At 70.1% G+C, this 17,862-nt stretch carries 13 protein-coding genes; 3 read left to right on the top strand and 10 right to left on the bottom strand.

Annotation, left to right across the window (positions count from 1 at the left end):
• Positions 1 to 59: 59 nt before the first annotated feature.
• From FMQ63_RS23810 to FMQ63_RS23780, 7 genes are read right to left on the bottom strand one after another with little or no spacing between them, the layout of a single operon-like run.
• Positions 60 to 1,082, bottom strand: coding sequence for an AAA family ATPase (locus tag FMQ63_RS23810; RefSeq protein WP_011552956.1), 1,023 nt, complete (start codon positions 1,080 to 1,082; stop codon positions 60 to 62).
• Positions 1,079 to 4,351, bottom strand: a complete 3,273-nt coding sequence (locus FMQ63_RS23805; protein WP_011552957.1) for a hypothetical protein — start codon at positions 4,349 to 4,351, stop codon at positions 1,079 to 1,081. Before FMQ63_RS23805 ends, FMQ63_RS23810 begins: the two co-directional genes overlap by 4 nt.
• Positions 4,351 to 4,617, bottom strand: a complete 267-nt coding sequence (locus tag FMQ63_RS23800; protein WP_011552958.1) for a hypothetical protein — start codon at positions 4,615 to 4,617, stop codon at positions 4,351 to 4,353. The genes FMQ63_RS23805 and FMQ63_RS23800 overlap by 1 nt, the downstream gene beginning before the upstream one ends.
• Positions 4,610 to 6,730 carry an AAA family ATPase gene (locus tag FMQ63_RS23795; protein ID WP_011552959.1) on the bottom strand — a complete coding sequence of 707 codons (2,121 nt, stop codon included), beginning with the start codon at positions 6,728 to 6,730 and terminating at the stop codon, positions 4,610 to 4,612. Before FMQ63_RS23795 ends, FMQ63_RS23800 begins: the two co-directional genes overlap by 8 nt.
• On the bottom strand, positions 6,727 to 7,293 hold the full coding sequence (locus FMQ63_RS23790; protein ID WP_011552960.1) for a hypothetical protein: 567 nt from the start codon (positions 7,291 to 7,293) through the stop codon (positions 6,727 to 6,729). The genes FMQ63_RS23795 and FMQ63_RS23790 overlap by 4 nt, the downstream gene beginning before the upstream one ends.
• Positions 7,290 to 8,375, bottom strand: a complete 1,086-nt coding sequence (locus FMQ63_RS23785; RefSeq protein WP_011552961.1) for a hypothetical protein — start codon at positions 8,373 to 8,375, stop codon at positions 7,290 to 7,292. The genes FMQ63_RS23790 and FMQ63_RS23785 overlap by 4 nt, the downstream gene beginning before the upstream one ends.
• Complete coding sequence (locus FMQ63_RS23780) at positions 8,372 to 8,980, bottom strand: 4Fe-4S single cluster domain-containing protein (protein ID WP_011552962.1); 609 nt, start codon at positions 8,978 to 8,980, stop codon at positions 8,372 to 8,374. Before FMQ63_RS23780 ends, FMQ63_RS23785 begins: the two co-directional genes overlap by 4 nt.
• 211 nt (positions 8,981 to 9,191) lie before the next feature.
• On the opposite strand from FMQ63_RS23780, the gene FMQ63_RS23775 reads away from it, so the two are divergent.
• On the top strand, positions 9,192 to 10,982 hold the full coding sequence (locus FMQ63_RS23775; RefSeq protein ID WP_171452317.1) for a sigma 54-interacting transcriptional regulator: 1,791 nt from the start codon (positions 9,192 to 9,194) through the stop codon (positions 10,980 to 10,982).
• A gap of 10 nt (positions 10,983 to 10,992) precedes the next feature.
• Here the strand turns inward: FMQ63_RS23775 and FMQ63_RS23770 are convergent, their stop codons facing one another.
• Positions 10,993 to 12,333: a hypothetical protein gene (locus tag FMQ63_RS23770; RefSeq protein ID WP_225909949.1), complete on the bottom strand. Its 1,341-nt coding sequence runs from the start codon at positions 12,331 to 12,333 to the stop codon at positions 10,993 to 10,995.
• A gap of 566 nt (positions 12,334 to 12,899) precedes the next feature.
• Between FMQ63_RS23770 and FMQ63_RS23765 the strand changes: the two genes are divergently transcribed.
• Complete coding sequence (locus FMQ63_RS23765; RefSeq protein ID WP_216609200.1) at positions 12,900 to 13,745, top strand: ThiF family adenylyltransferase; 846 nt, start codon at positions 12,900 to 12,902, stop codon at positions 13,743 to 13,745.
• A 27-nt stretch (positions 13,746 to 13,772) separates the two neighbouring features.
• On the opposite strand, the gene FMQ63_RS23760 is transcribed toward FMQ63_RS23765, so the two are convergent.
• Both FMQ63_RS23760 and FMQ63_RS23755 read right to left on the bottom strand, forming a co-directional pair.
• Positions 13,773 to 14,219, bottom strand: a complete 447-nt coding sequence (locus FMQ63_RS23760) for a hypothetical protein (RefSeq protein WP_011552966.1) — start codon at positions 14,217 to 14,219, stop codon at positions 13,773 to 13,775.
• A 214-nt stretch (positions 14,220 to 14,433) separates the two neighbouring features.
• Positions 14,434 to 16,941: a penicillin acylase family protein gene (locus FMQ63_RS23755; protein WP_020478799.1), complete on the bottom strand. Its 2,508-nt coding sequence runs from the start codon at positions 16,939 to 16,941 to the stop codon at positions 14,434 to 14,436.
• Between the two features lie 146 nt (positions 16,942 to 17,087).
• On the opposite strand from FMQ63_RS23755, the gene FMQ63_RS23750 reads away from it, so the two are divergent.
• A complete protein-coding gene (locus tag FMQ63_RS23750; RefSeq protein WP_011552968.1) occupies positions 17,088 to 17,732 on the top strand; it encodes a phosphatidylcholine/phosphatidylserine synthase in 645 nt (214 codons plus the stop codon).
• Positions 17,733 to 17,862 lie beyond the last annotated feature (130 nt).

The following is a 17,862-nucleotide window of genomic DNA, read 5'->3' as shown; positions in this document are numbered from 1 at the left end:
CATCTTTTGGTGGTAGCACTTGTTCTAATGATCATTTGTGCTTTAATGAATTTGTCGAGTTACGAGAGGCCCAGCAGCCGGGGTACCTTCTCCTCCAGCAGGTCGATTTCTTCCCGCGTCTCGCCCAGGTACGAGAGGAGCTGGAGGTCCTGCCGCTCCACCGCACCGCCGTGGAAGATCCACGCCCGCGTCCGGAGCAGGCGGTAGAGCTTCACCAGCTTGCGGTCGCTGATGAACACGCCGTCCTCGCGCGTCAGCGTCTGCACCACGCGGCGGAACTCGCGCAGCAAGTCATCGCGGAAGAACAGGTCGCGGTCGCGCAGCTCGCGGCCGTCCGGGCCCGTCTCGCGCTTGCCCATCATCAGCGTCAGGTAGCGATGGGCCTTGAGCACGTCGTCCAGCGTGGCGTGTCCTTCCGCCCAGGGCTTCTGGTTCATCTCCCGGTGCGTCTGCGAATCCAGGCCGGAGTCCAGCAGCTCCAGGAAGTAGCGGTCCTGCACCGGACGGCACGCGGCCTTGAGGCAGAAGCGGTCCTTGAGCGCGCCCAGCTCGGCGTGTTCGGGCAGCTCGTTGGTGGCGGCGAAGAGCACCTTCAGCTTCACCGGCTGCGGCGCGCCGTCCTGGTAGAATTTGCGCTCGTTGATGACGGTGAGCAACGCGTTGAGGATGGCGGAGCTGGCCTTGAAGACCTCGTCGAGGAAGACGAGCCGGGCCGTGGGCAGCTTGCCGCCTTCGCGCCGGATGTAGCGGCCCTGGCGCAGCAGGTTGATGTCGATGGGGCCCAGCACCTCCGACGGCTCGGTGAAGCGCGTCAGGAGGTACTCGAAGTAATCCTCGTTGGGGATGCGCAGCGCGTCCCGGAACTTGAGGACCAGGTCCGACTTGGCCGTGCCCGGTGGGCCCACGAGCAGCAGCGGCTCCTGCGCCACCGCCGCCACCGTCATCAGGTCCACCAGCGTCTGCTTGCCCACGAAGTGACGGCCCAGCGCCAGGCGGAAGCGGTTGAGGCGCTCGCGAAGGCCGTGGGCCTCGCTCGAGAGCGCGTCGAACGTCAGCTCGGAGATGGCGGGAAGACTGCTCATGTGCGCTCCTCCAGCTCCCGATGGATGCGCCGTCGCACCAGGAATTCGTCTTCGTCGAGCCAGCTTCGTGCACGCTCTCCGGTGCCTTGCGCCACCTCCACGTGGCCCTGCACCAGTGCGTCCGCCAGCTCCACCACGGAGAGGCAGAAGTGGCTGTTGGTGTTGTAGCTGTCCGTGATGATTGGCAGCCCTTCCGAGATGCGCGCCAGCCCCGGAAGCGCCAGCTCCACGGGGGCATGTGCCAGTGCGCTCGCGAGGCTGCGCATCAGCGCCAGCCGCTCAGGGAGTCCGCCCTTCGCCGCGCCCAGTGACTCGAAGGCGGCGTCGAACACGTCGACGGCCTCGGCCGTGCGCCCCTGCATGGACAGGCCCGCCGCGACGCCGAGCCGCGCCGTCAGCGGTGTCTTGGGTCCCGTCAGGCGTTCTTGCGCCGCGTCCACCATCTCGGCGGCTTCGCGAGACAGGCCGACCCGGCGCAGGCCGCGCAGGCTCACACCCAAGATGCCCTGGCCCCATGCGGGCGACGTGGGAGCCAGCGCAGTGAGCACCTTGCGCAGCCGTGCCGCCAGCGTCATCGCGTGGTCCGCGCGGCCGAAGAGGGCCGCCAGCGTCAGGGCATCCCCCAGCATCACGGCCTGGGCTTCACCGGGAAGCGCCTCCATCGATGAGACAAGCCGGTTCAGGAGTGGAAGCGCACGCGCCGGCGCGACGCGGGGCAGCGTGTCCAGCAGGCCTCCGATGAGCCGTTGCCGTTCCTCGGCGGGCAGCGTCGCATCGGTGGCCCGGCCCGTGAGGGCTTCCACCTGCGCCGCCACGTGCGCCGGGTCCTTCAAGTCGCGGAGGGCGGCGAACTCCTCTCCGCGCAAGTCCCTCGCGCCGCGCCCGAAGGCCCTCGCGGGGTCGAGTCGCTCGCTTGGCTCCAACAGCGCCGACGCCTGCCGCAGCCGATCCACCTTGTACCGCTGGAAAGTCCCCAGGGCATTCAGTTCGGCGGCGATGTCGGAGGGCAGCGGTGTCTCGGGCGGCTGGCCCTCCAGGGCCTGGGCCACGCGCGCGCCGTACGCTCGGGAAAGGAAGCCGTGGATGGCTTCCTTCGCATCGACTGCCTCCGCCGCCGCGGACGCCAGGGTGCGGGCACGGTCCGCCTGCCCGAGCCGCGCGAGTCCCACGGCGAAGACATAGCGGACATAGGCCAGCGTGAGTGCGGGCGCCGCTTCGATGGACGAGCGGCGACGGGGTGTGTGCTCGAACCGCTCCAGCAGGGCCTCGAGCTGCGCCAGCACCCGGGGCGCATGGGCCGAATCGGTGCCACCTCGCAGGAAGCGCGGCACGTCTCTCGCGAGGGAAAGTCCTCGCTGAAGCATCTCCAGCAGCCGGTCGCCCGCTCGCGCAAGTCCGAGTGCATCGCCACCCGCCAGCGTGTCGAGCGCCGTCCGCGTGAGCCAGAGCGCCCGGACGTCGAGCTCCGCGTCATGCCGGTCCAGCCACCGCTGCAGTGCCGCCACGTCGACAGGCGCGGGCGCACCTGGGACGCACACCGCGCGCACCAGGCTGCTGGCGACGCTGCGCACGTCATCGCCCGTGGGCGCGGGTGACGCCATCCGTTCGGCGGGGGTGGCGCCTCCTTCGTTTTCTGAATCGGACCAGCGCAGTGCAAGCTCGGTGGCCTCGGTGTCGGACGCGGACCACAGCGCGCGCGTCCAGCACAGGCTCGCGTCGCGCTTGCGGCCCAGCCGTCCGTTCAGCTCCGCCATGCGCGTCCAGAGCTCCTGCCGCTGCGGCGAATCGGCGGGCACCTCCAGGGCCAGGAACGATTTCTCCAGCGAACCCAGCTCCTCTTCCACCGCGCTGGATTGCGCGGGCGTGAGCGGCGCCAGGCGGACGCCGGTGGGCACGGGTTGGGCGACGCGGACCGCGACAATGGGGGGCGGGCTCGCAGGCGTCACGGGGGGCGCCGGCACTTCACGGCGGCTACGGCGCGTGCCTCGCGGGCTCCGGTCCTCGTCTTCGTCCGATTGCATCGCGCGGGCGGCGCTCTGCCACTCACCCTCCGCGGCCTCGAAGGCGGCGAAGTCGAAGCTGGCGCTCCGGACCCACGGCATGAGTGCGTCGGCGTCGGCATCCACGACGTAGTCCACCCACGTGTCGAGCGGCTGGAACGCGGATTCCGGCAGCCGCTCCGCGCGGAAGCCTCCACCCCCGGTGGGGTGGAGCCACGTCACGGTATCGGCCTGCGGCACGAGCAACGCGCGCAGGCGGTCCCTTCGCACGGGGGGCTCCAGCAGTCCGTCACACGGCAGGAAGAGGTCCGCGAGCTGAGGCAGCGGCGCGTACGCCATGCCCGACAGGCCCAGCTCCGGGGGCCGCTCCCGGCCCGCTCGGGCACGGAGCACGATGCACGGCGCCTCCGGTGGCCCCGTGACGGCGAAGCGAAGTTGCGCGAGCAGCGGCTCTGGCACCGTGTGGACCAGGGACTCCACCTGGGCGAGCGCATTCTCGAGCAGCACCCAGAGGCTCGCGGGTTCCGTACGTGCGGCTCGCGTGAGGCGCAGCGGCACCGTCAGCCGGCCCGGGGTGGGCGCGGGCGTCCAGTCCTTGCCCGGGGCTGGGAGCCGCAGGTCGGTGTGTTGGTACAGGTCCGTCCACGGGCCGTCCGGCGCGGTCAGCCAGGGGCCTTCGCCACGGACGAGCAGCAACGTCCCCGCGGGCGCTTGCAGCGTGCGCGCGAGTGGATGCGTGTAGCCCACCTCGACCCAGACGGCGTGTTGCCCTGGGACAGCGGGAACGAAGGCACGCAGCGGGCCCGAGGCGTCCAGCGCGCTGGTGAGGGTGAAGTAGGGCGGTGCCATCGCGCGCAGCAAGGCGCGCTGTCCGCTTCCCCCCGAGGCTTGGGCGAAGCACACCTCTTGCCGGTCGCACCCCAGGCGCAGCATCTCGCCCGCCAAGGGGAGGAGTGCATCGGCGCTCGGGGGCAGGAACAGCACCGGGCCGGTCGGTGCGCTCTCCAGCGGCACGCGCCGCGCCGTCACCAGCTCCGCCCAGCAGAGGACTGGGGTGGCCTCCTTCGCGCGGCTCCGCGTCACGTGCACGCCGAGGGACGCGAGGTGCGCGAGCACATCCTTCGCGGGCATCACCTCCGGCAGGACGTGAAGCGCTCCGTCGGGCGTCCGATGATAGCGGGCGGGTGCGGCCTGGACTTCGGCGGGGACGAGTCCGGAGGTCAGCGCCAGGTGGAGCGCCTCCTCACTGGTGAAGACGAGCATGGACATCAGGCCTTCTGGCTGACCTTTTCGGAGGCGTCCTCGGCGGTGGAGGTGGGCTCGGCCGCCTTGCCCGACGGCGTGTCGCGCTGGACGATGACGCGGCCCAGTTCGGAGGCTTTCAGCGTGCCGCCCTGGATGAGCGAGTCCACGAGCCGCCGGTGCTCGTCCTCGTGCTCCATGGGCAGCGCGTCCGCGTCGCTCTCGTACTGGATGATGACGTCCTTGCGGCCCGTCGCCGGGTCCACCTGGAGGCGGAGGATGAGGCTAGCCAAGCGCGGGCTCCTTCTTCGGCGCCACGGGCGCGGGCACCAGATGGGTGAAGGCCTCGCGGTCCAACACCTTGCGTTCGATGAGCAAATCTCTCAGGGCCACGACCCGCTCCTTCTCGCGCTGGAGGATATCGCGGGCCCGGGCCCGTTGGACGGCCAGGACTTCCTGAATCGCGGCCTCCAGCGTGCTTCGCGTCGCGTCGGACAGGGCATGCCGGTCCGCCTGCCGTCCCGGTGCATCAAAGCGCCGCACGGGCACGCCGTCTCCGCCCATGCCCAGGTCCTCCACCAACTCGCGCGCAATCTCCGTGGCGCGCTCCAGGTCATGTGCGCTGCCCAGGGAGAGGTCATCCAGGAGCAGCGCCTCCGCCTCCCGGCCGCCGAAGAGCATGCAGATGCTGTCCAGCAACTGGCCTCGCGTGACGACGTACCGGTGCGCCGGGTCCGCGTACTGCACGTGCCCCAGCGAGCCCGCCAGGTCACCCCGGATGCTGATGCGGTCGATGGCGGGCGCGTGCTCACAGAAGAGCGCGCATACCGCGTGCCCCGCCTCGTGTGTGGCCACGACGCGCTCCTCCATGGGCGTGAGCTCCGGCCGGTCCAGGAACTCCGTGAGGGCGCGCTCCACGTCCACCGCCTCGGTGGGGCCCTGGGCGCCTTCGCGCAACCGCCGACGTGCGAGTGCCCGGCACAGGGCCTGGATGTGGTCGCCAGAGAAGCGCGTGCCAGTGCCTTCCACGCGGTCACCCGTGCGCTTCACCGCGTAGTCCAGCGCGCGCTCCGTCATCTCCAGGCCCAGCTTCTGGTTGTAGATGGACAGGATGGCGCGCCGGTCCGCGCTGTTGGGGTAGGGGATGCAGAGCTGGAACTCGAAGCGGCCCGGGCGCAGCAGCGCGGGGTCCAGGGACTCCACGAAGTTGGTGGTGCCCACCACGAAGACCAGCTCCTCCTTGCGGAAGCCGTCCATCTCCGTGAGGAGCTGGTTCACCATGGAGTGCTCCACGCCCGAGCCCGTGTACGTGCCACGCGCCGACGCGAAGGAGTCCAATTCGTCGAAGACGATGATGCTGGGCGCCGCCTGCCGCGCGCGGACGAAGATCTGCCGGAGGTTCTCCTCGCTCTCGCCTACCCAGCGGCTCTTGAGCTCGGGCCCACTCACCACCTGGACGGCCGCGCCCAGCGACGAGGCCATGGCCTTGGCGAACAGCGTCTTGCCAGTGCCGGGAGGGCCCCAGAAAATCATCCCGCGCGGCAACAGCGCCTCCACGCGCTTCACCGCCTCCGGGTCGCTCAGCGTGTCCTTGTGCGCCAGGACGTCCAGAATCTCCTGCTGGAGCCGCTGCTTCACCTTGGCGTAGCCGCCGATGTCCGCGTGCAGCTCCAGCTCCGGCACGCTGAGCGAACCGGTGAGCGTGGCCGAGCGCAACTGCGCATACGCGGGCTTCGGGTTGGCGGGGTAGTCCTCGCCGGTGATGGCGCCCAGCAGGCGACGCAGCCGCACGGCGTTGATGCCGGAGACGTGCTTGTAGAGGGCGTAGGGCTGCAGGCCCCTTCCGAACTTGCGGCACTCGCGCTGGGTGATGAGGTAGCGCAGCCGGTCGCGCCCCACGCCGAGGATGCTCTCCTTGTGAGGGAAGAGGTTCTCGATGACGCGCGGCACGGCGAAGGACGGGTCCTTGAACCCGACCCAGACCATCTCCGGGTTTTCGTACAACAGGGGGATGACCTCGCGCGCCTCGCTGGTAAGCCCGCCGCTGCTGGTGGTGAGCAGGTCCAGGTGGGGCAGCACGACGATGCGCTCGCGCACCGCGCCACGCACCGCGTCCCGGAGCTGCGCGATGAGCGTGGCCATCATGCTGGGCGCGGGCATGCCCGGTGGAGGCTCCTGCGCGGTGCGGCCGTCCAGGTAGAGGAACTGCTTGCCGTCCTTCTTCAGCCTGTCTCGCAGGCACTTGTAGAAGTAGGGCGTCAGCTCCTTGTCCGCCTCCACCATGACGGGCAGCCCGCGCAGCAGCGCCTCGCAGACGCGGTTCAGCTCGGCGGGGTAGGCGGCCTCGACGGCGGCGAAGGGCGACAGCTCCGTGGGCAGTGACTCCTCGGGGATGCGCTGACTCATACGCGCACCTTGATGGTGAGTGAGCCCGTCGCCGCGTCCTCGTGGACCTCCTCGATGGTGCCGAGCTGCCCGGCGCGCACCTTGAGCGCCTCCGCCGTCACCTTGTTGGAGATGGAGTCCAGCTCCGACTTGAGGTCTTTCAGCCGGCCTTCGAGCTTCTGGGTGACCTGCTGTCGCAGCTTGTCCGTGGCGACGTCCGCCGCGTCCTCCAGCCGCGCGCGCGCCAGGTCCTGGGCCCGCAGCTTCGCCTGCTCCACCTCGTGAGGGCTCTCCACGGCCAGCTCGCCGCGCGCCTTCAGCTCCACCTCCTGCTCGCCGCTGAGGGTGACGCTGACGTCACCGGTGGTGACGTCGATGGCGATGCGGACACCATCCGCCTCGGTGCGCAGCGCCACGTCGCCCTCTTGCGTGAAGCCCCGGTTCGCCAGCTCGGCCGCGAGCAGCCCGGCCAGCTCCTCGCGCGAAAGGAGCGGGAGCAGCTCCAGCTTGGAGCAGAGGCCGTCCTCGGCCTGGACCACGCGGTTGAGGGACTCGGAGACGGAGACTCGGTAGGCGCGGCTCATGAAGCGCTCCCGGCGGAGGAAGGTGGAGGTGTGGCGGAGGCGCCGCTGGCGCTGGTGAGGGCGGTGGCCAGCTGCCGGGCGTGGTCCTCGGCGCGGCGGAAGCCTGCTTCACCGAAGGCGTTCCATTCGGACAGCAGGTGCTGGGCGGCGTCGTAGTCGTCGTCGAAGAAGCGCACGGCGCGGTGCTCCGCGTCCCAACGCGACAGCCGTCCCAGCGCGCGCAGGAAGGCGGCGGCGGCACGAGCCGCCGTGGCCCGGGAGGACAACGTCGCCGAGGAAGACAGGCCCTCCACCCAGCGCGTGGCGGGCTGCTCCAGCAACGGGCGCGCCGCTTCGAGGAGGAAGCCCGCGAGGTCCCTTCGGCCCGCGCCATCCACCGCGTCGAGGAACGCGGCGAGCACGGCCTCCTGCGCGGTGCCCAGGGCCAGCGCGTCCTCGGGAGACGCGATGTGACGCTTGGACTCCTCCAACCCACGCCAACGCAGCACGAGCTCCAGCCGCAGCGCCTCCAGCAGCCACGCGCCGTCCGCCAGCAGTGGCGCGAAGGCCGTGGCATCGAACTCCGGACGGTGCGTTCCGAACTGCTCCGGGAAGCCCAGCCAGCAGAGGGCGGAGCGGCGGAAGAGGTGCTGTGCGCCCAGGGTCGGCGCGCAGGGGGTGCCCGCCACCAGGCGGCAGCAGAGAAAGAGGATGAGTTCGTCGGCGAGCGTGGGGGTTCCGTCCACCTCCAGCGGCATGGCCCCGTGTTTCGTCAGGGGCTGCTCCAGAAGCCACTTCAGGACGTGGAAGGTGAGGGGGGAGAAGCGCAGGAGGGGCGGAGCATGCCGCTCCCAGAGCCGGCCGGTGCGTGCCTGCCCGTCGCGCACCGTGAGCTGCTGGCGCCAGCCGCCGCATCGGGCGAGCGCCATCACGCTGCCCTTGGCGAGCGTGTCCCGCAGGACCTGCATCGCGCCGGGACTGAACTTCGCTGGGACGGCGTGCCGGTTGCGGAGCAGGTCCTCCACGGGGGCGTACTGCCCCAGGCCGACGATGGCGCGGGCGAGCGTGAGCAGCTCGAGCTCGGACGGAGCGACGCGAATCATGGACGGAGCCGGTCGGCGAGCGCGGGCCAGCCGTTGATGACGAGCTTGCCGCCGACGAAGTGCACCTCCGCCGTGTTCGGGGCGGTGAAGCACGCGTCGTCCTGAGCGTAGCGGCCGGTGAGGAAGTGCATCACCTGGTTGCGCGAGCCAATCCACCGCCGCGCCGTCTCCGGCTGGTCCTTTTCGAATCGGCCGTCCACCAGCAGGTCCACCGTCGCGAGGAGCCGGTCCACGTCGTCCCGCGCCTGGGCCCGCAGCTCCGCGAGCGTGTGGCCGGTGAAGACCATGATGCTCAGCCCGGCGGCGCGGACGCGCTCGCACAGCGCCGCGGCGGGACCGGGCTGGGAGAAGGGCTCGCCGCCCAGCAGGGTGAGTCCCTCGATACCGGGCGTGGCCAGGATTGCCTGGGCCAGTGCCTCCACCGTCTCCACGGTGCCGCGTTCGGTCGCGAACATCTCCGGGTTGCAGCACCCCGGGCAGCGCAGGGGGCAGCCCTGGACCCAGAGGGCGTAGCGCACACCGGGGCCCTCCGCTTCCGTGCGGGGGACTCGCTGGGCAATCCGGAGCGTCGGGCCGGAGCTGGGGGTGCCTGCGGCGATGGCCATGAAGACGGCTCCAGCATGCCAGCAGCGGCGGCGCAGGGGGAGCACGAGGACGTGTCTCATGCCGCGAGACGGGCTCGTTTGCTTGTTGATACCTTCCGCCGCCCGGTCGTTCATGACCTGTACCTACATCCAGGTCGAGTGATGGCTGGCGAATCTTCTAACGTCGCAAATTGTCAACGTCGCTTCATCCCTCAAGTAGACTGTGGTGGTCATGACGCGGCCTGTGTCCGCCTACGCCCCTCGAAGCGAACGCAAGCCGTTGTACGTGAAGGTGGTGACGCAGCCCGCGCTCCATGGGTGCTGGGCCGTCAACATCAGTGAGACGGGCATCGGGCTCATCGCCACGCCGCACACGCCGTCCGAAGGGCCGCGTGAGGGCGAGGACGTGGAGCTGTCGTTCTCCCTTCCGGACTCTGGTGAGCACATCCGCGTGCGCGGCGTGGTGCGCTGGCGTCACGACGCGTCCGGCGCGGTGGCGGCCATGGGCGTGAGCTTCCGCGCCTTCGAGGAAGCGGACGGCGTGAAGCTGGCGCGCTACCTCGCCTCGTCGCACCTCCAGGTGGTGGTGGCCTTCGCCACCGAGCAGGAGTCGCGCGCGGTGACGGCCGCGCTGGAAGGGGTGGCCCAGCTCCACTTCGCCGCCAGCCCGTCGGATGCCCACGCGCTGGTGACGCGCGGGGACGCGGCGTGCCTGGTGGTGTGCGGTCAGGACGAGGAGCAGGCCCTGGCCCTGGTGGAGTCCCTGGCCGCCCGCCGCGCCGATGCGGACCCTTCCGGCGCGGGGCCACCCAGTGACCTGGCATCGCGAATCGTCTACTGCGCGCCGGCCGCGCCGGAGCGGCTGGTGGCCCTCTTCAACGACGGGCGCATCTTCCGCGCGCTCGGGCCTTCACCCACGCGGGAGGCCCTGCACCAGGCGGTGCTTCAAGCGGGGCGTGAGCACGGCGTGCGCACCGAACAGTGGCGCATGGCGCTGGAACTGGAGCGCAGCTTGCTGCGCGAGCGCGCCCTGTCGCAGAAGCTGCCGCCGGCCCCCGGCGGGCGCGGCGGGGATGAGGTGGGCTTCCGCAGCGCCGCCATGCAGCGGGTGATGGAGCTGGTGCGCCTGGTGGCGCCCCACCGCGTGGCCGTGCTGCTCCAAGGCGAGACGGGCACGGGCAAGGAGGTGCTGGCGCGCATCCTCCACCGGCTCAGTGGCCGGGGGGACGTGCCGCTCGTGGTGCAGGACTGCGGCGCGCTGTCGGAGACGCTGCTGGAGAGCGAGCTCTTCGGCCACGTGAAGGGCTCCTTCACGGGCGCGGTGGCGGACCACCCCGGGCTCTTCGTGCTCGCCAACGGCGGCACCATCTTCCTGGACGAAATCGAGAACACCACCGCCAACCTCCAGGCCAAGCTCCTCCGCGTGCTGGAGACGGGGGACGTGCGTCCGGTGGGCGGCACCCAGGTGCGCCACGTGGACGTGCGCGTGGTGGCCGCCAGCAACAAGGACATGGGCGAGGAAGTGCGCGCCGGCCGCTTCCGCGCGGACCTCTTCTACCGGCTCAACAGCTTCACCGTGGACATCCCCCCGCTGCGGGACAGGCCGGAGGACGTTCCGGAGCTGGCGCTCTACTTCCTGGAGTTGTTCAACCGCACCTTGCGCCGCTCAGCCAGCGGCATCGCGCCGGACGCGGTGGACGCGTTGCGGGCCTACGCCTGGCCGGGCAACGTGCGCGAGCTGCGCAACGTCATGGAGCGCTCGGTGCTGCTCTCCCGCCCGGGCGAGGTGGTGTCGCGGCGGCTGCTGCCGCCGGTGCTGGGCTCCACCCTGGCCCTGCGCAACGAGCCGGGTGGGGATGGCTCGCTGCGCGCGCGGTTGGATCGGGTGGAGCGGGAGTTCATCCGCGAGGCCCTGGAGCGCCACGGCGGGGTGCTGCGGCGCGCGGCCGTGGCGCTGGGGATGGACCCGGTGACGCTGGGCCGGCGGGTCCGGCGCCACGGCTTGTGGAAAGGAGACAGCTAGGCCTTGCGCCTCAGTGGGCGCGAATCCACTGGAGCATGGGCTTCCAGACGCGCATTCGCGCGTCGTCCGCCAGGAACAGGTCCGCGTGCCCGTAGTCCAGGGCGCGCGCGGCTTCCGGCAGCGTGCTGACGTTGAGCAGGGTGACGTCCCGGCTGCCCAGCAGCGTGACGCTGTGCTCGCCGTAGCGGCCCACGCCGCCCGCGGCGCCCACGTACAGAACCGGCACCTTCACGTCACGCAGGCGGTCGCCGTAGGGCACGTGCTTCCCGCAGGCCCACGCCTCCGTCTCCACCACCTCGTTGATGCTCTGGTACGGCGCGGCGCGCTGGCCGAACTCGAAGAGGTAGCCCTCGTGGGTGAAGGACAGCCGCTCCGGCAGGCCCATGGTATCCGGCGTGCTGCCCATCAGGTGGTAGGCCGGGACAACCGGCTGCAGCGGCGCGAAGAGCACGCTCGTCGCGCCCGCCGCGACCAGGGCCAGCTTGCGGTTCGAGGGCCGGCCCGTGCCCGGCCCGAAGATGTCGTCCTGCACCAGCGGCGACGGCGCGGCCGGCTGCACCGCGGCGAGCTGGCCAATGGCCTGCAACATGATGCCCGGCGCCGGCCCGAGCAGGCCACCCTCCAGTTGGCCCTCCTGGCGGGCATTGCTCAGCGCCTCATAGCGCTCACACGCCCACGCCTGCTGCTGCGCGTCCTGCGGAGAGAAGCGCACCGCCATGTCCATGGGGATGAAGCCGTCCACCTGGCGCAGCGCGCGCGGCAGCCGGGCCTCGCGGTTGAGGTACGCGTAGCCCACCACCGCGCCCCGGCTCCAGCCCAGCAGGTGCATGGTGCCCATGAAGTTGCCGCCCGCCAGCCGCAGCAGTTTCGCCACGCCCAGCGCCACGCCCACGTCGGCCGCGTGCGTCTCCAGCGTCCAGCTCTTCATGAAGCGAAAATCCTGCGTGTTCTGCGGCACGCCCGCCCACCGCAGGTCGATGCCCCACACGTCCACGCCCTCCTTCGCCAGGTACGCGGCGATGGACTGCTCCGGTGGCACGAACGCGGAGCCGATGCTGGAGAGGAACGCGGCCTCGAAACCCCACCCGTCGCCGTGCACCATGAACACCGCGCGCGTCGCACGCGCCGGCCGCCACGCCCAGTCCTCCCGCACCACCCGGTGCAGGGTGACGACGTCCTGCTGCGACGGCCCCACCTGCAGGCGGTAGCGGTAGTGGGCCACGTCGCCGAACAGCGCTACCCGCTCACTGCCTCCCAGATTGCTGGAACCAAGGAGCGCGGCGCTGACCGGCGCGCCCTCCGCCAGCGCCACGCCCTGGAGCGCCGCGGCCCGTGAGACAGCGTGTCGCATGTCATCAGAAGGAGCCCCTTCGGCGGTTCGAGCCAACGACAGACATGCCAACGAGACGCAGAGGAAGAACACGGAACGCATACAGACCTCGGATCGGCTGAAGAGGTTCGGGGGAGTCGAGTTACGCCGGCCCATGACGCCCCTGACGTGTCGCCCCCCCGAGCAGAATTCACGCCAATCACCAAACCCCTGTAACTCCTGGAGTGTTATCCAGACAGGGACTTCATGGGTGAATGCCACTGTGGATCGAACCTCTGACATCCCCTGCCAGGTGGGGTACTTCGGCGCGTGCTTCATCGCTGAAGCCCGCGCATCACCGGTGCGGCTTCCGGGGCGTCACGAGGAACCCAGCAGGGATTGCGAGGCGTGGGTGACGAGCGCGCGCAAATGACCACAGGCGACCAGAACGGGCAAGAACCGATTAGCTCTCCAGTACGGGTGGACTGACGGGGTCCGAACGGCACCAGGTGACGTGGGAGGGGTGCTGAACACACGCGCCCGTGGGGCTCTCGCCACCCTCCTGGGTGGGGGGCACATGGAAGCCAGACTTCAACGTGAGGCGGCCCATGTTCGAGCAGCGGTTCCAGCGCAATCTGGGCGTGGTGGATGCGGAGACGCTGGACAAACTGTCACGCACGCATGTGTTGGTTGCGGGCGTGGGCGGCGCGGGTGGCCAGTGCGCGGTGGACCTGGCGCGGTTGGGGGTCGGCGGCGTGACGCTGGCGGACTTCGACGTCTACGAGCGCCACAACATGAACCGGCAGGTGGGCTGCTTCGAAAGCACGTTGGGCCGCTCCAAGGTGGAGGTGGTGGGGCGGATGTGTCGGGACATCCACCCGGCGCTGCGGCTGCGGGAAGTGCCGGAGGGCATCACCGAGGCCAACGTGGAGGACGTGCTTGGCGGGGGCGGCGTGCAGGGCCCGGTGGATTACGTGGTGGAGGTCATCGACATCGCGGGGGCGCATGAGAAGCAGGTGCTCCACCGCGCCTGCCGCCAGCGTGGCGTGCCGGTGATGACGGGGCTGATGTTGGGATTCGGCGCGGCGCTGCACGTCTTCCAGCCGGATGCGCCGCTGTACGAAGCGCTCTACATCCTGCCGGATGGACGCATCGACCTGCCGGCCATCATCCCCCACCTGGGAAGCTACATGCTCCGCGAGTACATGGACGCGTGCTTCCAGGGCCGGGGCCACGCACCCACCTGCGTGGTGGGCGCGACGAGCGCGGCGGGGATGATGGTGACGGAGTTGACGCGCGCGGTGATGCGGGGCCCCCGGTCCATGGTGTCGTGGCCGGAGTACCTCTATGTGGACTTCTTCGACCACAGCTTCGTCCGGGGCACCGCCGCGTCGGCCCTGGCGCGGCGGGTGGACCCGGCGTCGCGGGCCGGAGGTGCCCCGGCCGCGAGCTGACGTCGCTGTTCGGAAGACGGGCCGCGCTCACACCACGCCGCGCGCCCGGGCCTCCTCGATGACCTTCACGCCGTCCACGCCCAGGCTCTTGCCCAGGTAGGGAGCGACGAGGTCAGCGTGCTTGTGCACGCGGTGAAAGGCCTCGTCGAAGGTGCGCGTCACCAGGTTGATGCCGGAGATGATGACCCGCTGCAGGTTGTATTGCAGGTCATTGCCTTCGACGATGGCGTGAATCTCCGTGAAGAGCGGGCGCGCGTCCGAATGGAAGGTGGACAGGTTGCGCCGCTGCTCCGAATTGGGCACGGAGGACTTCGGTGAAAGGCTGGCGACGAGGACGAGCGGGTGCTGAAGCTGCTCGTGCGCGCCCTTCATCTGCTGGAAGACGGTGTGGATTTCTTCCTGACTGGGTGGTGCCTCCCAGCGGAGGAAGAACACTCTGCCGATGATGGCGGTCTTGTAGACGGATGTGGCCATGATGTCCCCCTGCTGCTTCCTCGGTGATTCCTCCGGGAAATCCCGGTGCCCCTTCGCCAGGAACGAACGGCGGCGCCTGACGGTCTGCGCACCCATTGGCGCGCGTCCCTGGAGCAGACGGAATCAGACTGGAGGGCGGACATCCGCGGCCCGACGTTGCCCTGCCGGGCCGCGAGGTGTCCGGCCCCCGACGAATCGGGGGCCGGCGGGGACGTCAGTCGCCGGTGAGGGTGATCTGCTCAGCCGGCGCGGCGGCGATTTCCTCGGAGGTGAAGAGGATGGGCCGCCACTGCTTCTGGGAGAACAGCCGCGTCTGGTCCGCGTAGTACGGCGAGGCCGGGTTGCTGGACTCGCTGTAGGTCAGCAGGGCGCTGGCCTGCACGCCGGTGGGCGTGAACTCCATGGCCATGATGAAGCTGCTGCCGTTGTTGATGACGTAGCCGCCGTTGGCCAGGGCCGTGCGTCCGTTGACGACGGTCCGCGTGGCGCTGCCCACCTCGGCGTTGGGCGTGGTGGACTTCAGCGTGCCGAAGCCGACGATGTTCGCCGCGCCATCGTAGTTGCCGCCGCCGTGGATGGGGATGCGCTCGCCGCTCACGCGGGGGGTGAACTGCGCCTCGCCCAGCGGGAGGTCCAGCGCCAGGCCCGCGCGCGTCAGCGCGGTCACGGCCTGAGCCAGCTTCGTCAGGACGGGGTCGGTGCCCTGGGCGGGCGCCGGCGCCAGCGTGTGGGGCGTGGCGATGGGGTCGGCCGCGTCGAAGGGCGTGGCGTACAGCGCCGGGCTCGCCTGAAGCTCACCCATGGTGAACGTGCCCGCGAACTCGCGCCACACGATGGCGCCCACGCTGTCCACGTCATAACGACGGTCCCACTGGGCAATCAGCGAGCACGCCTGGCTGATGTCCACGGTGTCCGTGCCGTAGGGCACCGTCGTGTGGCCGGTGCAGCGGGCCACCACGTCGTCGATGAGCAGCTCGGCGATCATGCCGCGGTTGCTGAGGATGGCGTCCTGCAGCTCGGTGCGGGTGAAGAGGCCGTCCGCGCCGGACGCGCCACCTTCGCCCTGCTCGGTGAGCATGACGGCGTTGAGGCGCGTGCGCGGCGTCTGGGGCACGTCCTCCAGACCGTGCAGGGGCGAGAAGCCCTTGAGCGGCGCGGCGGGGTTGGTCAGCCAGTAGCTGTCATTGGCGTTGAAGACGAAGTCGGTGCGGTCCAGCTTGGGCACCTTGCTGAAGGGGACCAGGCCCGGGCTGCGGGCGCCGGGCTCGTCCTGCCACTCGTTCTGGCTGTTGCTGCCGTCGAGCAGCACCAGGCCCATCTGCTGCCAGATGGCGGTGGTGGCCAGGTCCGCGCCCTGGCGGGCGATGTTCCAGGTGGTCAGGGCCGCTTGGGACAGGTTCGGCGTGGGCGTGGCATCCGTGTACCAGGTGTTGCCCGCGCGGTCGGCCGCCATGGTGTTGACCCAGGGGATGCCCTGCTCGCGCGCGTAGACGGCCTTGAAATCATCCAGGCTGCGGGCCTGGTTCATGCCCAGGAACTGCGCCAGCAGGGTGTCGTTCTCCAGGTTGGCGTCACGGTAGGTGAGCACGGACTGCTCGGTCCACTCCGCGGTGTCGGGGATGGAGATGATGGGGCCGTAGTGGCTGCTGTACATGCGGCGGGTGACGTTGACGAGCGTGCCGTTGTCGAGCAGGACCAGGATGGTGACGTCCTTCCAGGTCATCTCCCGCTCTTCGTTGTCGTAGTAGTACGAGGTCGGCTTGCCCGGCACCAGCCGCAGCCCGTACAGCGTCATGCGCTGGCCGGAGGAGAAGGTGTGCGTCCAGGCCACGTCGTTGTTGAAGCCGATGAGGATCGCGGGCACGCCCAGCAGGCCCACGCCGTAGATGTCCAGCTCACCGGGGACGGTGAGGTGGCTCTCCCACAGCTTGAGCTCGCCTTCCCAGGGGAAGTGCGGGTTGGCCACCACCATGCCGTGGCCGGTGGCGGAGCGGTCGCGGCCAATGGCCCAGCCGTTGCTGCCCACCTGGTGCAGTTCGGGCCGCTGGACCTTGACGTGGTCGCGGTCCGGCGTGCCCAGGGTGGTCGCCGTCACGTCGGGCGGCGTGGCCGCGGCGAGGGCGAGGGCGACCTGGTAGCTGCTGCCCGTCAGCGCCACGCTGTAGGCGTAGGCCAGCAGGTCCACATCGGAGATGGGCCGCACCCACCTGGCGCCGGTGCAGGGCGCGGGGAGTTGCTCCTTGGGCGTCTCCTCGATGTAGCGGTTGAAGCCGGCCGCGTAGCCCTTGAGCATGGCCTGGAGGGTGGCGGGCTGCGTGCTGATGCGCTCCGTGGCGCGCGCATGGAGGCCCAGCGAGCGGTAGGCGAAGTCGCTGCCCGCGTAGGTGCTGCCGGGGCCCATGCCCAGGAAGCGGGCGCGCTCACCGCGCACCTTGAGGATCTGATCCGCGAGGATACAGACGTGGTCCTGGGCGAAGGCATAGCCATTGCCGTACGCCACGCTGCCCATGTCCTTTCCGGTGATGTGGGGAACGCCGTGGGCGGTGCGGCGGATGGTGGCTTCGTAGGTGGGCGTCGGAGCCGGAGGCGTGCCTTCGTCGTCGTCACCACAGGCGGAGCTGAACAGAAGGCTCGTGCCTGCGAGAAGGGAGAACTGCCAGCGGGTGCTCCGCGTACGCCGGAGCACACCGCGCCGGAGGGGCGAGGGAAGTTTGGGGTGCATGACAGTCGTCGAGCGTAGGGAGTGGCTGATCACACCGTCAAAATGTTTCTGAAACTGGAATGATTTCTCACACCGCCGGGCACAACGCAGTGTGGCAAGAACGAGCTTCCGGCCGAGCGGGAGGGGTGTGGTAGGAAATCGCGCATATGCCGACCGAGCCGTCCCGTGCCCGCCGCCCGCGCCGTCACTTTTCGATGATTCGCACGTTCGTGCTCGCTGACTTCGTGACGCTGGGCAACGGCTTCGCGGGCGCGGGCGCCATCCTCTCCGCCATGCAGTACCTGGCTTCCGGGGACGTGGGCTGGCTGTGGGTGGCCTTCGGCCTGATGCCGGTGGCGTTGGTGATGGACGTCATGGACGGGCGCATCGCGCGCTGGCGCTTCAAGAAGTCGCCGCTGGGCGCGGACCTGGACTCACTGGCGGACGTCATCTCCTTCGGCATGGCGCCGGCGGCGCTGGCCTTCGCGGTGGGGATGCGCGGCTCCCTGGACGTGGCGGCGCTCCTCTACTTCGTGGCGTGCGGCATCAGCCGGCTGGCGCGCTTCAACGTCACGTCGGCGGACCTGTCGGACGAGACAGGGAAGGTGAAGTACTTCGAGGGCACCCCCATTCCCACCAGCCTGGCGCTGGTGATGGTGATGGCCGCGGCGACGTGGGCGGGGCGCATCGGTCCGGACCTGTGGGGTGGTGAGTGGCGCCTGGGACCGTTGGTCCTTCACCCGTTGGCGCTGATGTATGTGGCCAGCGGAAGTGCGATGATCAGCAAGACATTGCGCATTCCGAAGATTTGATAGCGGACACCCACCCACCCCTGGGCACGGGGTTCCCCACGCATGGCCGGTTGCTCACCCTGAAGTGGGTGCCTAGCTTCGCCACCGTTCCTTCCGCCGTCCTCCATGTGGGGCGCGCGGCGGCCAAGGT

It is taken from the genome of Myxococcus sp. CA005 (assembly GCF_006518205.1).
Classification (GTDB): domain Bacteria; phylum Myxococcota; class Myxococcia; order Myxococcales; family Myxococcaceae; genus Myxococcus; species Myxococcus xanthus.
This window is presented reverse-complemented; position numbering and strand designations above follow the sequence as displayed.

What these genes read in the sequence shown, in the direction of transcription:
- FMQ63_RS23760 (WP_011552966.1), bottom strand. Translation starts at nt 14,219, where the DNA reads ATGGCCACATCCGTCTACAAGACCGCCATCATCGGCAGAGTGTTCTTC.
- FMQ63_RS23770 (WP_225909949.1), bottom strand. Translation starts at nt 12,333, where the DNA reads ATGCGACACGCTGTCTCACGGGCCGCGGCGCTCCAGGGCGTGGCGCTG.
- FMQ63_RS23790 (WP_011552960.1), bottom strand. Translation starts at nt 7,293, where the DNA reads ATGAGCCGCGCCTACCGAGTCTCCGTCTCCGAGTCCCTCAACCGCGTG.
- FMQ63_RS23775 (WP_171452317.1), top strand. Translation starts at nt 9,192, where the DNA reads ATGACGCGGCCTGTGTCCGCCTACGCCCCTCGAAGCGAACGCAAGCCG.
- FMQ63_RS23750 (WP_011552968.1), top strand. Translation starts at nt 17,088, where the DNA reads ATGCCGACCGAGCCGTCCCGTGCCCGCCGCCCGCGCCGTCACTTTTCG.
- FMQ63_RS23755 (WP_020478799.1), bottom strand. Translation starts at nt 16,941, where the DNA reads ATGCACCCCAAACTTCCCTCGCCCCTCCGGCGCGGTGTGCTCCGGCGT.
- FMQ63_RS23785 (WP_011552961.1), bottom strand. Translation starts at nt 8,375, where the DNA reads ATGATTCGCGTCGCTCCGTCCGAGCTCGAGCTGCTCACGCTCGCCCGC.
- FMQ63_RS23780 (WP_011552962.1), bottom strand. Translation starts at nt 8,980, where the DNA reads ATGGCCATCGCCGCAGGCACCCCCAGCTCCGGCCCGACGCTCCGGATT.
- FMQ63_RS23765 (WP_216609200.1), top strand. Translation starts at nt 12,900, where the DNA reads ATGTTCGAGCAGCGGTTCCAGCGCAATCTGGGCGTGGTGGATGCGGAG.
- FMQ63_RS23810 (WP_011552956.1), bottom strand. Translation starts at nt 1,082, where the DNA reads ATGAGCAGTCTTCCCGCCATCTCCGAGCTGACGTTCGACGCGCTCTCG.
- FMQ63_RS23805 (WP_011552957.1), bottom strand. Translation starts at nt 4,351, where the DNA reads ATGTCCATGCTCGTCTTCACCAGTGAGGAGGCGCTCCACCTGGCGCTG.
- FMQ63_RS23795 (WP_011552959.1), bottom strand. Translation starts at nt 6,730, where the DNA reads ATGAGTCAGCGCATCCCCGAGGAGTCACTGCCCACGGAGCTGTCGCCC.